This window comes from Microbulbifer elongatus (assembly GCF_020524885.1).
Taxonomy (GTDB): domain Bacteria; phylum Pseudomonadota; class Gammaproteobacteria; order Pseudomonadales; family Cellvibrionaceae; genus Microbulbifer; species Microbulbifer elongatus_A.
In genome coordinates this window covers 359,983-373,507 of record NZ_JAIVKJ010000002.1, presented here as the reverse complement: position 1 = coordinate 373,507, position 13,525 = coordinate 359,983, and the positions used below count along the sequence as shown (strand labels likewise).

Below are 13,525 nucleotides of genomic sequence, written 5' to 3'. Positions count from 1 at the left end.
TTTCTGGAATAAACGGTGGTCGGGGGCGCAGACGCGCCCCCTGTTGCGAGTTACAAGCTGCGCGAAATCGCGAAGTGTCCGCTCAAGCCATTTTTGTCGGTGTCACCACTGTGCACACCAAGACCGGTCTTGATAGTCCACAGCTTGTATTTACCGTCGACACCGAAGTCGATGTTGAAGCCGGTACCAGATACATCGCTGTTGAACACAACACCGTTGGCGTGCAAGTCATGCGCATCGTGATTGCTGCTGTCCGCAACGCTAAAGGTGGCGTACGGCATGGCAAATCCATCACTTAACTTGAAGGACTTGCGCATGCTCAGGCCAAGGCGAGTGGTCGACGTGCTACCCAGGTTGTAGGCGTAGTCAAAGTTGCCATCGGAGGAAGTAAACCCATCGATTTCAGACTTCACATCGCTCCACTGGGCAAAGGATGTCATCGCAATGCCGGACTCCATCAGATAAGTCCAGCCACCTTCCAGGCTGTAGCCCTTCGCCTGACCGGAGGTCATCGCGGCGGAGTCGTAAGCGCGGACGTTCGCGTCGAAGTCCACCTGCTGATACATGGCGCTCGCGTAGAAATCGCCCATGCTCAGGGTGCCGTTCAGTGCGAAGGTCTCGGTATCCAGAGCCGCGCTGGACTGCTGTGCCAGCTGATTGCCGTCGGCGTAACCTTTACCCACCATCGGGCTGATGGAAAGCCAGGTACCGCCCAGCTTGGTGTTGTAGGTGGCACCGGCCATGTGGTTGCTCAGCAACTGGGTGTAGGCCAGGTCCTGCCCCTTCACGTCCCCACGGCTTGCCACATCGCTGTCGGTGTGGAAAACACTGGACCAGGCATGCAGGCCTTCCACGCGGCTGCTTTCGCTCATATTGGCCGCGCGCTCAGAATCGAAGAACGCCGATGCGGAGCGGGTCCAGAAGCTTTCGGCCAGGTGGGACACGGAACTCGCCGCAGCACCCAGGTTGGAAAGGCCGGCGGTATAGGCAATTACCCAGTTGCCGTTGCCGTCCTGCTGCATCTCTGCTTCGAGGATGGTGTCGGCAAAGTCGCCACCCAGTGCGGCCAGAGAAACGCTATCCACGTTCTGCTCGCCATTGACGGTGAGGATCGCACCGGTGGTCTGCGCGCCCTTGCTCTGGTCGGTCACGTTCATCGCAACACGCAGGTCACCCGGCTGGGTGTCACCGGCCTGGTTCAGCAGGTCCACGACATTCAGGTCACCGTTGATGGTGATGTTGTCGCTGGCAGTGGAGCTGACATCCACCAGGAAAAGGCTGCCAACGCTCTGGATGTTGGCAAAGGTCACGTCACCGTTGATGGTGAGAGTGTCACCCACCTGATCATCCAGACTGGAAATGGTGACGTAATTCGCGCCGCCGGAGTAGTTGACCATGGTGCCCTGAGCACCCAGCTCGATCGCGCTGTCTCCAGAGAAAACGATATCGCCCGCTTCGTTGATGAAGGTATTGCGGCCGGCGCCCATGTCGATGGCCGCGTCGTTCAGGGTGATTCTGCCAACGCCAGCAATGTTGCCGCTGTTGTCGTAGCGGAAGCCATTGCGCAGCACATCATCGCTGTCGCTGGTGATGATGGAGCCTGTGATATTGCCGCTGTTTAAAATAGTGTTCGGGAAAACTACTCCGGTTTCCAAATCCAAGTAGTCTTCACCAATCAATTCAATTGCAACACCACCTCGACCAGTATTGATATTGCCGCTATTAACGACAAACCCTGGTACAGCTACGCTAGATACTTTAATACCGGTGCTATTGTCCCCGGTAGAAACATTGCCGTAGTTTCGCGCATAGGCGGAGCTACCGGTTACAGCGATGCCAGTAGAATCATCACCAACCTCGATATCGCCGGTATTGATGGTGGCCGCATAAATCGCGTAAGTGTGCATACCAACGCTGTCGTCACCCGCAGTGATTGCACCTTCGTTTTGGGCAAATGCCTGCACAAAACCCACGGAGCGCATACCGTAAGAATCATCGCCCACTGTGATGGAACCGTTCTGGCCCTGCATTGCAGCGGATACAAACAAAGCGCCGGCATCCATACCGGAAACTCCGTCACCACCAACGATCGAGCCTTGGTTGATCAGGGTCGACTGGTTGCCGCTGTAGATGCCTCCCATGCTGGCCATTCCGGCTCCACCCAAGACGCTCGCGCCAGTAACCAGATCGCCGCTACCAATGGTAATGTTGCCGCCGTTGTAGCCCAGGCTGGCATGGGCGCCGGAAACACCGATACCGATGGCACCGTCTCCCATACTGATATCGCCGGTATTGCTGGCAACCGCGGTGTGGTAACGGCCGAATTCCGGCGTCAGGAAGAGCCCGGTGGTGTTATTGCTCGCCGCGATACCAATGGCGTTATCGCCGGTATTGATGCTGCCAGTATTCAATGCGCGTGCGTAGGCATCCCAGCCACGCTGTGTATTGGCCTGCATGCCCACGGCGGCTTTACCTAGGGTAACGTCACCGGCGGTAATCACCTTGCCGCTGCCGACAGTCACTTCACCTTCGTTGGTCACATAGGCGGATCCACCCACCGAGGACGCGCGCAGGCCGGTGCCTACATCGCCAGTGGACACAATACCGTTGGCGGTGTTGTAAACGCGGTTGGTGGAGAGCGCCTCGGTCTGGCGGCTGTTGGCATGGATACCGTAGACACCCTGCAGACGGACAGGGTAAGCGCCTACATCTGTCTGCTCACCCACGGCAAATACACCGTCACCGACGCTAATGGTGCCGTCGTTAACCACGGTAGCCTCACCAAACAGCGCACCTACCGAAATGCCGGTAGACATGTCGCCGAGCGCGATCTCGCCCCGGTTAACCACATTGGTATCGAACAGCTCGACATGATCGCGGATCTCGATCTTGTTGTATTCCCACGCGTCTTCGGCGTCCAGCTCGCCCGACTCAACCAGCGCTTTGTCAGCCAGATAGCGCTCGTAATTGCGCTCGTTGACCATGTCTACCGCGGCCTGACCTGAGTGCACATAGGTCATGCCTTGGCCGCGGCCACTGGCATTGCTTGCGGAAACGCGGATTCCGTATGAGCGGAACTGGGTCGGATTGGTTTGTAGCTGGCCGTCATCGTTGTAGCTCAGCAATTCGCTGGCATCCACATCGCTGCTGATGCGTCCGGTGTTCACCACATTGGTGTCGCCACCGAAGCCACCCCAGGTTGCATTGACATACTCACTATCAAAGCCGTGGTATACCTCCAGCGAATCCATCTTTGGATCCACAAAGCCTGGGTTGAGAATGTAATTGTTTACCTCAATACCCTTACTACCAGCGCCGATATTGATGTCGCCGCTGTTGATCACGGTGGTGTCGGATACGCCCTCGGTGTGGATACCGGAGTTGCCGTCACCAACTTCGATCACGCCATCCGCGCGGTTTTCGATAAAGATGGAACCGTAGCTCGCCGCCAGGATGGCATCGGCACCGGTGGCCGCGGATACGTCGATGGTGCCGGCGTTGGCAATGGCGATATCACCGTGGTCATCGACAAAGCCGTGACCTTCCACTTTCTCGTGTCTGACCTGGTGCTGGGCCTCAATGTACTTGGTGCCCAAAGCCATACCATAGTAGGTATCACCCTTCACGAAGTCCGGATCGGTAGTGCCGGGCGCCTCGCCTGGTGCAAACACGACTTTGGCACAAATAGGAGTATCGTCGCCAGACGGCACATTGCCCAGCAGACAGTCTTCGTTGACATTGCCATAAAAAGTCTCGAAGCCTGCGTGAGTAGAGGCGGAAATACCTGCACCACCCTCGCCTGCGCCGACACTGATGTCGCCGGAGTTAATCACGGTGATCTCGTCACCAGAAGGGTTGTGCGCTTCGATACCGATGCTGCCCTCGCCAACACTGATCGATCCGGTATTGGAAATCTCGATAATGTTGTCGGCAGCGTCGGCGCTATAGATCTTCGCTTCTACTGTTTCTTTGTTGTGCTGGTAGTAGCCAATAACGATACTTCCCCTTGGCGGGGAAACTTCGTCGACCTTCACCTCGTAACCGTAGCTGTAGACCAATTCTGCCTTGGCCTCACTACTGGCACTGATACCGGCGGAGTCGGCGCCGACACTGATATCGCCGCTGTTGGTGATAGCAATATCACCTTCTACGGTTTGTGCGCGCATACCATAAGAGATGTCGCCGCCCTCGATGCTGCCCGCATTACCCAAATTGATATTGCCGGTAGTAGTCTCTGCATCGACACCAATGGCCGCTGCTTTCGCGTACTGCATGCCGCTCTGAACAAACAGCTCGCGACCCTCACCGTAGAAGGCAATATCGTTTTTACCGTCATCATCGATATCAACGAGCTTTTTAGAGACAGTGTGCTCAGATAGATATGCGCTCGTGGCGTAAGCCACGGCTACACCGCTGCCCACGGTCACATCACCGGTGTTTTGGATCTGGATGTTCCCAGCTTCGGTTTTCGCTGAAATTGCGGCGCTGTCCTCAAGATCAAGCCCTTCCGGGGCCACGATTAAGGAAACCACATCCTCTCGACCGGGCTCAAAGATACCGTTAGAGACGTCAACACCCTGCGCCGCCATGTAGTCGACAATGTCATCGGCACTCACGCCGGCACTGAAGGCCACTTCCGAGCCGTCGACCTTATTGCTGTTGGCGGTACCGTCTACACGGTAGTAGCCAGTATATTCAACCCCGCTTCGCATCTCTCCGACATAACGCACTGCGACGTCTTCAAAGTCGGTGTAGGACAATGAGTCGGGATCGATAGCATTGTCACCGGCGCTCGCGTCTATATCGCCGTGGTTCTCAATCACGATGGAACCTTCGGCTGCAGACATGGCGCCCTCTGCCGGTGCTGCGCTGACGAGGATACCGGTTGCGGTACTGCCCTCGGCGACGATCACCTCGATTTCACCGGGCGTCACCTCGCCGTCAACAACGGTAAAGTCCTTCACTTCATATTCAATGGTCGCATCGAACTCACCACCGCACTGTACGGCGCCGGTGGTAAATTCGGTGGAAATCGGGTTGCAGGCACCTACCTGCTGGGCGTAGGCGTTGTGCCCGGGTGCACCCACCGCAATCGCGGTCACGGTGGCAGAAGTAAACAGAGCCTTGCGGACCGCAGAGGTCAGCTGACTCGGGTTGCTGGGAAAGCCTTTATTATTGGCCATCGATTCTCTCCCCAAGTGGAATGGTTGCGTAAGCACGTTGTTATCAGAAGTTTTTCAGCGACCGATAAAACCACGGGGCGAATCAAGGTCTCCAAGGGTTTCACGTAACAGTTTGTAAGCGCACCAGCCCGGGGCGCGGCCCGCGGTGAGCCGCCCCCATTTGGGGCAGCCGGCAGCGAGTTCAATACACTGTGATTTTGGGAAGTACGGACCGACTAGAACCGACCAGAAGGTCGGAATATTGCTGCAGGCAATTTGTTTGACAAACGTCCACTTTGGCGAAAATAAAACCAGAAAATAACGTTTTGTAACAGATTGTAAGGAATGCAATGCAGCTGTGGAGCGGCCGGTTACGCTGTGATACAAACGTTCAAAATACAAGCAGCACAATAGTAATAACACCACGCCGCCGCTCACCAGATGACCAGAAGTAAACGATTATTCCAGCTGATTTTGCTCGGCGCTCTTGCCCTTGGCTTTGCGCAAGCCTCGGCCGCCAATCCGTCGGAAGTGGAAGCATCCGAGTGGGAGGTCAGCCTCGCCACGGGCCGCGGCTTCCTGGAAAACCCACTCGCCGGAAAGGGGGATGCCGAGACCTATTTTCTCCCATCCTTCAGCTACTACGGAAAACGTTTCTTCGTTAGCAACCTGACTGCTGGCTATAGCCTGCTGGAGAACGAACACGTTTATCTGGATCTGGTGGCGCGCCCCAACGACGATGGGCTTTTCTACCAGCTGGACAAAAACAGCGCAGCCAGCAACGGACTGGTAACAAACTGGTTCACTCATGCTCAGATAACCGACGCCGAGGACCTGGAGCGCAAAGTCTCTGTCGTCGGCGGTCCCAGTGTGACGCTGGTATCCAAGTGGGTAGACGTGTCCTTCTCCTGGCTTCATGACCTGAGCAATGTGCATCACGGCAGTGAAACCCATTTGAGCTTGGACAAGCAGTACCCGCTGTTCGGCGGTGCCTGGGGTTTCGGCGTGGGCGCGATAAAGAAAGATGTAGACCTGGTGAGCTACTACTACCAGTTTACGGAAGAAGAAGCGGATATTTTCTACAACCGCTACCTGCTGAGATATCCCCTTGCCGACGCCACCGACACCTACGCAAGACTGCACTTCTCTTACCCACTGGGTGAGCGGTTTGAACTACGGTTGGCGGCGCGCTATAGCGACTACGATGAAGCGGGAAGAAATCTAAACATCCTCGAAAACCCGCACACCCTCAGCTGGTTTGCCGGCCTGCAGTACTCATTTGGCAGCAGGCACTGACCATGAATCGGACAATCCTCATATTGTTCCTGACTCTGCTGCCCAGCTTGGTAATGGCCGCGGAATTACGCGTTACACCCAGCATGTGCGCACTCGACGATGAGGAGCGCCAGTGTAGCGTTTTGGTCAGGCTTGCTTTCGACGCAGACGACGAAGCTCGCTACTGCCTATCCATTATTGGCCAGGGCCAGGTGCGCTGCTTCTGGGGCGACAATGACGACCTGAAAGTGTACGTCAGCAGTGCCGACGATATTCGGTTTCAGGTGACCGCTGACGAGAACGGAAAAGATATAGCCAGTGCTGTGCTCAAGGTTGCCCAGTACCAGCCCAAGCGCCACCGCCGACGTTACGGCTGGGGACTTCTGTGATGAAAGCCATGATTGATTCCGCCAACGCTGCACCGCCCATTGAGGGAGAAAGCGCACCCAGTAAATACCGGATTCTGCTGCTCGAAGATGACGAGCAACTGGCAGAGCTGATTGTGCGCTTCCTCGCTGAACGCCAATGTGAAGTGACCTATGCCGCCAGCGGCAGTGATTTTATGAAGGCGGTACACCACAAAGAATACGACCTGATCATTGCGGACGTCGTCCTGCCCGATGCCAGCGGCTTCCGCTTGCTGGAACAGTTTCGCAGCCAGTTGCGCTGCCCGCTGATTTTCCTCAGTGCGCTCAGCTCCGTGGACGACCAGGTTGCGGGATTGCGCCTAGGCGCCAACGACTACCTGGTGAAGCCGGTCGACCCACACCTGCTATGGGCAAAAATTGAGACCCACCTGCGTACCACTAACAGCCAAGTACCTACCAGCTCCAGTATTGTGTTTGGCCCGCTCAACGTTGACCTGGTGAGCCGCCAGGCTGAGGTAAACAAGCAACCGCTCCCACTCACCACCAACGAGTTCGACTTGCTGCAGATTTTTGCGGAGCAACCGGCACGCTTGCTGAGTCGCGAGTACCTTTTCCGACGTGTTATCGGGCGGGAGTTTGACGGGCTCGATCGCGTGATCGATATGCGTGTGAGCCGCTTGCGCAAAAAGCTGGATGCCATCGCCGACGGTGTTGCCATCCAGTCTATTCGCGGCCGCGGCTACTCCCTCAATACGGTTCACAGTACTTCCTGATGCGCCTGCAGATGTTGCGCATGGTCAGCGTGCTGGCGCTGGCCCTGGTGGTGGTTTACTCGTCCGTTGCAGCGCTATACAGCCTCTACTCAACGGCCCCCCAGGAATACACCATCAGTGCCGCCCAATTGGCCGAAGCACTCGAACGGGGCGATGCCCCCCTGGCCCAGAGTTATCCCGCGGACGCCATTCACTTTTCCAACGTACTGCGGCAGCGCCTGAATAGCGGTGAAGTTGTAGGTCTGGATGCTGGTGATGGGCAAATTCTGTTTTACCATCGCAGCGGCAATACGGTACTGGAGATCGGACCCTTCCCCCACGAGCCGGCGCACAGCGTTACCCAGTGGCGGTTGCTGTTTATTGGCGCCATGCTGGTGGTTTTACTCTTGCTGGTCTGGCCCATGTTCAGCGACCTGAATCGACTGCAAAATCAGGCCATTCGCTTCAGCAAGAAGCCCTTCCATATCCCGGAACAACTCAGTCGCCGATCCCCCATTTTCCCTCTGGCGGAAACCTTTCGCCGTATGGCCAACATCGTAACCGGCCACTTCCAGATGAATCAGGACCTGGCGCGCACCATCGCCCACGAAATCCGTATGCCTCTGGCGCGGATCAAATTCCAGCAGGCGCTGTCTGCGAGCGACTCAGAAAGAGAATCGGAAAGCGCACAGGTCATTGACCGCGCTACGCGCGACATCGAACAGCTGGTGGAGAAATACCTGAACTTTGCCCAGGTCGAGGTGCACGAGCAGTTTCTCGCTCGAAAGCTCAACGAGCTGGAATCGTTTTTTGCCGACCTGGGCTCCCATCTTGAACACCAGTGTCCGACCCTGGAAATTGCCTATTATTTTCCCGATGAACATGCCTGGCTGGAGCCAGACTCATTGACCATCGCGATTCAAAACCTGGTGGTTAACGCGGCAAAATACGCGCGCGACAGGGTCGATATTCGCTTTGAATTTGATAGCGTGAAGGGTTATTGCAGCCTTGCCGTGGAGGACAATGGACCGGGGCTGGGCGGTGACGCGCTGGAGCTCACGGACGCCTTTACCCGCTCCGCCACAGATGACCAGGGATACGGCCTGGGCCTGTATATCGTGAAGAAAGTAATGATGTGGCACGAAGGCGAGTTGCGCCTCGACCAGTCTCCCAACCTGGGCGGCACCCGCGCGACTCTTCGCTGGCCCAACCGGGCGTGACCCCGCTCAGCCCTGAGCGCGCGCGTAGCGACGAGAATTTACCCGCTCTGGGCGACGTCCTGCGCAGAGAGATTCTCTGTCACCGACTCATCGAATTTTCGCCCATACACTGGATCACCATTGGGCAGGAAGCCCACGGTAAAGAATCCGATTTTGTTGCCCGCTCTTAGCACACTGCGGCGGGTGAGCTTTCGGTTCTCCGGCACCACGATGATGCCTAGCGGCTTGCTCGGCAAGAACCTGGGCTCCCAGGCCTTTAAGATGGTGTAACTCTGCGCGAGCATCTCCCGCCACATCAGGTAAATGCGATGGCCGGGCTGAACGAATTTTCGGTAGAAATAGTATTGCTGCCGGTCCAGCGGCGCGCGGTCTACATACACGGAGGTAAGGGCGGTGATGACGCCATCGCGCACCACTGCTACCACCACCTGGTTAGCACGACGATTCAGCTCACGTTCCGTAAGACCTTTTGGCAGCGCATTGTTGCGCTGCCAAAATTCGATCACCGCCCGAATATCTTCGGAGGTTAGCCTGCGGTAGACGTCCAGTAGCTCGTAACCGTTGTAGTCCGCTACCCGCTCGTATTTCCCCTGCATTTTTAGTTAGCGACTGTGCTGGCCGAGGTTCCCGTAGCGTCCTCGTAGGTCACCATGGTCAGGTTTTCCTTGCTCTGCTGGCCAATCCCCATCGGGCAGCGCACGCCGGGCAGCACGGTCAGGTCGAACAGCTCGGTTACCGGGCCATCCAGGCGAATCCAGTGGTCCACGGTGCCGGTCTTAAGGTTGATAAACTGCACGCCGCACCAAGCCTCGGAGTCCTTGTCGGCGAGGTTCTGATCCAGCTGCAGGCCTTCAAAGCGCTCGTAGCGCGGCTTGGAAAGGCCGACGATGGCGTGGTCGCCGTGAATCTGAAGGCCGCGCATAAAGCCCGGGCAGAAGGTGTGCGGCACGAAGGATTTGGTTTTGAAATCCACATAACCCAGGTAGCCGGTACCGCTGTTCAATACCCACAGCTTGCCATTGGCCCAACGCGGCGAGTGCGGCATGGACAGGCCTTCACACACAATCTCGTTGGTCTCGACGTCGATAATGATACCGCCGTTGTCGCGGCGCTCGCGCCAGCCGTCGATGGTGTCGGACTTGCACACTGCGGTGACGTATTTGGGTTTGCCGTCCACCATTGCCAGGCCATTCAGATGGCAGCGATCTTCCGGCACGATCTTGCTGATGAACTCCGGCTTCCAGATCACGCGGAAGCTGTGGGTCAGGCTCGGCTCGGCCAGGCAGTTGTACTTGGTGTTGACGAAAATGATCTTGCCGTCTTTCTGGATACCCAGCTCGTGAATATCCACCTCACCGGTGAACTGCGCGTTGCGCGGTACGTAACAGGCGTCGAAGATCTTGTTGGCCACCTGTCCCGGCTGTAGCACGTTTTCAAAACGCCACACCTGGTACAGGCCGCCCATATAAATGCGCTTGCGGTTGCCCACAATGCCCATGGCGCGCTGGAAAATACGCTCATGGAATGACAGTTTGCCGCCGGGCTCGGCACCGACCATGTAGACACGGCCGGACTGGTACGAAGTAAAGGCGATAGAAAGCTGGCTCTGGTGCATCCACTGGGCGAGGCCCGAGGAACAAGACTTACGCACCGGCTCGGGCTTGGCCTTTTGCGGCTCACCGGCGGTGGGCTCGGTCGGTTCGGTGGCTTCAGTAGATTGTTGCGGCTGCTGCGCGGTGTTTTCTACCTGATTGTCTGCCGGCTGCACTTCGGCTTCGGCGGTTACTTCTGCGTCACTCATTTCGATACCACGGTGTTGCTTTTAGGCCCGCAGGTGCGGACTCGGTCATTATTCTCGCTGGCCAGTTTTCAGCCACATGAGACTTTACCGCGGCTAACAACGTGACCGGCGAGATCAACTGTAACAGTTTGTAGCAAGCGCAAACTGGCGACTCGACTCCATGGAGAACATCAGTCATCGGCACTGCCTCGCGCCACTTCGCCCCACCCCACAAGCCAAATTGTTAGCCATCCACAGGCGGACTGGGCCCCTATGACTAAACTAAAAATATTCGTTTAAGTGATGTGGAAAGGGCAGATGCGAAAGTACCTGCGGGCATTCACAGGTCTCTGTGTGCTCTGCGTATTGATTGCGGTGGCGGGTTGCGACCGGCCGGCGGAAAATTCGACCAGCCCGCGAAACGACGGAGCCGAAGCTCGGGAAAAGGGGCCCGCCGGCACTGAACCTGCCGAAGCGCCCCCGTCTACCGTGCCTATCGCCGAGGCTGCCAAGCAAGCAACCGAGGCAAAAGAAGCGCAGGAGACGCAGGATTCAGAGGAGACAGCGCAGGAAAGCCAGCCCGGCACCATATTCACCGGCGAACCGGCGGAAAAAAATGACTTGCGCCCGACCGCGGACTGGGCGCCGGACACTACCGGTGAATACCCCATTGGCGCGTTTAATAACTACATCGAGAAGGGCGACCTGGACGCGCTTCGCAAGCGCGGGAAGCTGCGTATTCTTATCGACGTCGCCAATACGGATTCGCTCCACCGCGCGGCAACCCAGCAGGACATCGAGATCGAACTGGCAAAGCAAAAGGCCGAGATTTTGGGGCTCGAACCTGTCGTATTGATCGTAAACAGTTTCGATCAGCTCATCCCCAGTCTCATCGCGGGAAAGGGCGATATGATCGCCAACAACCTGGTGCCAACCCAAGAGCGCGCAGAACTCATTGATTTTACCCGCCCGCTGGGATCGACCCACGATACCTTGATATCCAAAACCGATATAGCTGAAGTCAAGCCCGGAGACGATTTGGCAGGCAAAACCCTTGCCGTAACCAGGGGCACCGTATTCGAAACGCGCGGGCGCGAGCTGGCGAAGCAGTATCCCGGATTAAAGCTGGAGGTTGTAGAAAAAAATTACGTTGAGCTAGCGCTTGATGTAGCACTTGGGCGTATCGACTTTACGGTTATTGATGAGCAGATCTTCGACCTCGTTCACCAGTTCCGTGAAGACCTAAAGAAAAATATTGTGTTCGAAAGGGAAGACCCGCTGACGATTGGCATCCGCAAGAATTCACCACAGTTAAAAGAAGCATTGAATGCAGCAATACGCGACATCAAACTCACCAACCCCTACACACGCCACCTGGGTGACCTGGATAAAATCAAGGAACGCGGCGTATTGCGCGCGGTAACCCGCAACCACCCGGGCACCTATTTTATGTGGAAGGGAAGGGTGATGGGTTATGAATATGAACTTCTGCAAAAATTTGCCAAGTCCCTTAATGTGCGACTTGAAATCATCGTCGCACCCACGCACAAAGAAATTTTCACCATGGTCCGGGATGGCAAGGCCGATGTGGCGGCAAGCCTGATTTCTGCGACCAAGGCGCGGGATGCAGCGGGCATGGATTTTGGGCCGCCCTACATGAAGGAAGCGGTATCCCTGGTTGGCCGCCCCGACGACAAGATCGAGAAATTGGAAGACTTGAATGGCCGCAGCATTCATTTGTTGCGCTCAAGTAGCCAGTTCGAACTGTTGATGGAGCTGCTCGCAGAGCATCCCGAGTTAAAGGAACTCAAGATCGACATCACCCTGGTGCCCGAGGAGCTCACCATCCCACAAATTCTTGACCGCGTTGCGGACGGGGAATATGACCTGACCATCGCCGACGACATAACCGTACGCCTGGAGCACCACTGGCGCGATGATGTGGTCAACATTTTCGACCTGCATGTTGAAGAGAATAACTATGCGTGGATGGTGCGCGAAAGCAACCCGAAACTACTGGAAGCGGTGACCAAATTTTTTAACGATCCCAAGATCGTCAAACTGCGCGAAATCCTATACCACAAATATTTCGACGAGCCGAAACGCACCCGTGACGAAATCAAAACGTTGAGTGAAAAGGGCGAAATATCGCCGTTTGACAAACTCGTGAAAAAATATGCTGATGAATACGACTTCGACTGGCGTCTGGTCGTGGCGCAGATGTTTCAGGAAAGCACCTTCAACCCCAAGGCCAAATCCTGGGTCGGGGCGCGGGGCCTGATGCAAGTAATGCCCGATACCGGAAAGCAGGTTGGCGAAAAAAATCTGTTTGACCCAGAAACCAGCGTGCGCGCTGGCCTGAAATATTTGAATTGGCTACACCGCAAATTTGAAGACAAGGGCATCAGCCCGGAAAACAAGATGTGGTTTACCCTCGCCTCCTATAACGCCGGGTTGGGGCACGTCTACGATGCGCAGGACCTTGCAGAAGAGAAGGGCTGGGACCGAAAAGTCTGGTTCAATAATGTGGAGAAGGCCATGCTGCTGCTTTCGGAGAAAAAATATTACTCCAAGGCGCGCTATGGATACGCCCGGGGCCGAGAGCCTTATGACTACGTGCGCAAGATTTCACAGCGCTTCCGCACCTATGCGGCATTACTGGAGGCCTACCAGCGGCAGCAGGAAGTTGGCGCCATCCACTGTGCGATTGCGTCGGCCTGGCCCGAGTGGCTACGTGACTCCCCGGGACGCTGCGCCCCGACATTAATCGGGGTGGTGAATCAGCAGGCAAGCCTTTCGCCTTGAAAAAAAGCGCAGTCAATACCGCTCACTCGACAACAGTCCGCATCGGGAACAGTGACCAGCCGTTCAACCATATGGCACGCTGACGGGAACTTGTTGCTTTTATTTGGCCAGATAGAGCACCAATGACCGTTCTGCATCACATATAGGCTGTAAAACCCTAAGT

At 56.3% G+C, this 13,525-nt stretch carries 8 protein-coding genes; 5 read left to right on the top strand and 3 right to left on the bottom strand.

Annotated features, from left to right (window positions below; all coding sequences use genetic code 11):
- Positions 1 to 50: 50 nt before the first annotated feature.
- Positions 51 to 5,183 carry a hypothetical protein gene (locus LC059_RS08970; RefSeq protein ID WP_226703511.1) on the bottom strand — a complete coding sequence of 1,711 codons (5,133 nt, stop codon included), beginning with the start codon at positions 5,181 to 5,183 and terminating at the stop codon, positions 51 to 53.
- 420 nt (positions 5,184 to 5,603) lie between these two features.
- Here LC059_RS08970 and LC059_RS08965 point away from each other — a divergent pair, with 420 nt between their 5' ends.
- From LC059_RS08965 to LC059_RS08950, 4 genes are read left to right on the top strand one after another with little or no spacing between them, the layout of a single operon-like run.
- On the top strand, positions 5,604 to 6,458 hold the full coding sequence (locus tag LC059_RS08965; RefSeq protein WP_226703510.1) for a MipA/OmpV family protein: 855 nt from the start codon (positions 5,604 to 5,606) through the stop codon (positions 6,456 to 6,458).
- 2 nt (positions 6,459 to 6,460) lie between these two features.
- A complete protein-coding gene (locus LC059_RS08960; protein WP_226703509.1) occupies positions 6,461 to 6,826 on the top strand; it encodes a DUF3019 domain-containing protein in 366 nt (121 codons plus the stop codon).
- Positions 6,826 to 7,578 (top strand): response regulator transcription factor, encoded by a 753-nt coding sequence (locus LC059_RS08955; RefSeq protein ID WP_226703508.1) that lies wholly within the window; start codon positions 6,826 to 6,828, stop codon positions 7,576 to 7,578. Before LC059_RS08960 ends, LC059_RS08955 begins: the two co-directional genes overlap by 1 nt.
- The gene (locus LC059_RS08950; protein ID WP_226703507.1) at positions 7,578 to 8,777 is read left to right on the top strand and encodes a sensor histidine kinase; all 1,200 of its coding nucleotides are present in this window, start codon (positions 7,578 to 7,580) and stop codon (positions 8,775 to 8,777) included. Before LC059_RS08955 ends, LC059_RS08950 begins: the two co-directional genes overlap by 1 nt.
- Before the next feature lie 38 nt (positions 8,778 to 8,815).
- On the opposite strand, the gene LC059_RS08945 is transcribed toward LC059_RS08950, so the two are convergent.
- Complete coding sequence (locus LC059_RS08945) at positions 8,816 to 9,373, bottom strand: hypothetical protein (RefSeq protein ID WP_226703506.1); 558 nt, start codon at positions 9,371 to 9,373, stop codon at positions 8,816 to 8,818.
- A gap of 2 nt (positions 9,374 to 9,375) precedes the next feature.
- On the bottom strand, positions 9,376 to 10,578 hold the full coding sequence (locus LC059_RS08940) for a TIGR03032 family protein (RefSeq protein ID WP_226703505.1): 1,203 nt from the start codon (positions 10,576 to 10,578) through the stop codon (positions 9,376 to 9,378).
- Between the two features lie 297 nt (positions 10,579 to 10,875).
- Between LC059_RS08940 and LC059_RS08935 the strand changes: the two genes are divergently transcribed.
- On the top strand, positions 10,876 to 13,362 hold the full coding sequence (locus tag LC059_RS08935; RefSeq protein ID WP_226703504.1) for a transporter substrate-binding domain-containing protein: 2,487 nt from the start codon (positions 10,876 to 10,878) through the stop codon (positions 13,360 to 13,362).
- Positions 13,363 to 13,525: the final 163 nt, after the last annotated feature.

What these genes read in the sequence shown, in the direction of transcription:
- LC059_RS08970 (WP_226703511.1), bottom strand. Translation starts at nt 5,183, where the DNA reads ATGGCCAATAATAAAGGCTTTCCCAGCAACCCGAGTCAGCTGACCTCT.
- LC059_RS08965 (WP_226703510.1), top strand. Translation starts at nt 5,604, where the DNA reads ATGACCAGAAGTAAACGATTATTCCAGCTGATTTTGCTCGGCGCTCTT.
- LC059_RS08960 (WP_226703509.1), top strand. Translation starts at nt 6,461, where the DNA reads ATGAATCGGACAATCCTCATATTGTTCCTGACTCTGCTGCCCAGCTTG.
- LC059_RS08955 (WP_226703508.1), top strand. Translation starts at nt 6,826, where the DNA reads ATGAAAGCCATGATTGATTCCGCCAACGCTGCACCGCCCATTGAGGGA.
- LC059_RS08950 (WP_226703507.1), top strand. Translation starts at nt 7,578, where the DNA reads ATGCGCCTGCAGATGTTGCGCATGGTCAGCGTGCTGGCGCTGGCCCTG.
- LC059_RS08945 (WP_226703506.1), bottom strand. Translation starts at nt 9,373, where the DNA reads ATGCAGGGGAAATACGAGCGGGTAGCGGACTACAACGGTTACGAGCTA.
- LC059_RS08940 (WP_226703505.1), bottom strand. Translation starts at nt 10,578, where the DNA reads ATGAGTGACGCAGAAGTAACCGCCGAAGCCGAAGTGCAGCCGGCAGAC.
- LC059_RS08935 (WP_226703504.1), top strand. Translation starts at nt 10,876, where the DNA reads ATGCGAAAGTACCTGCGGGCATTCACAGGTCTCTGTGTGCTCTGCGTA.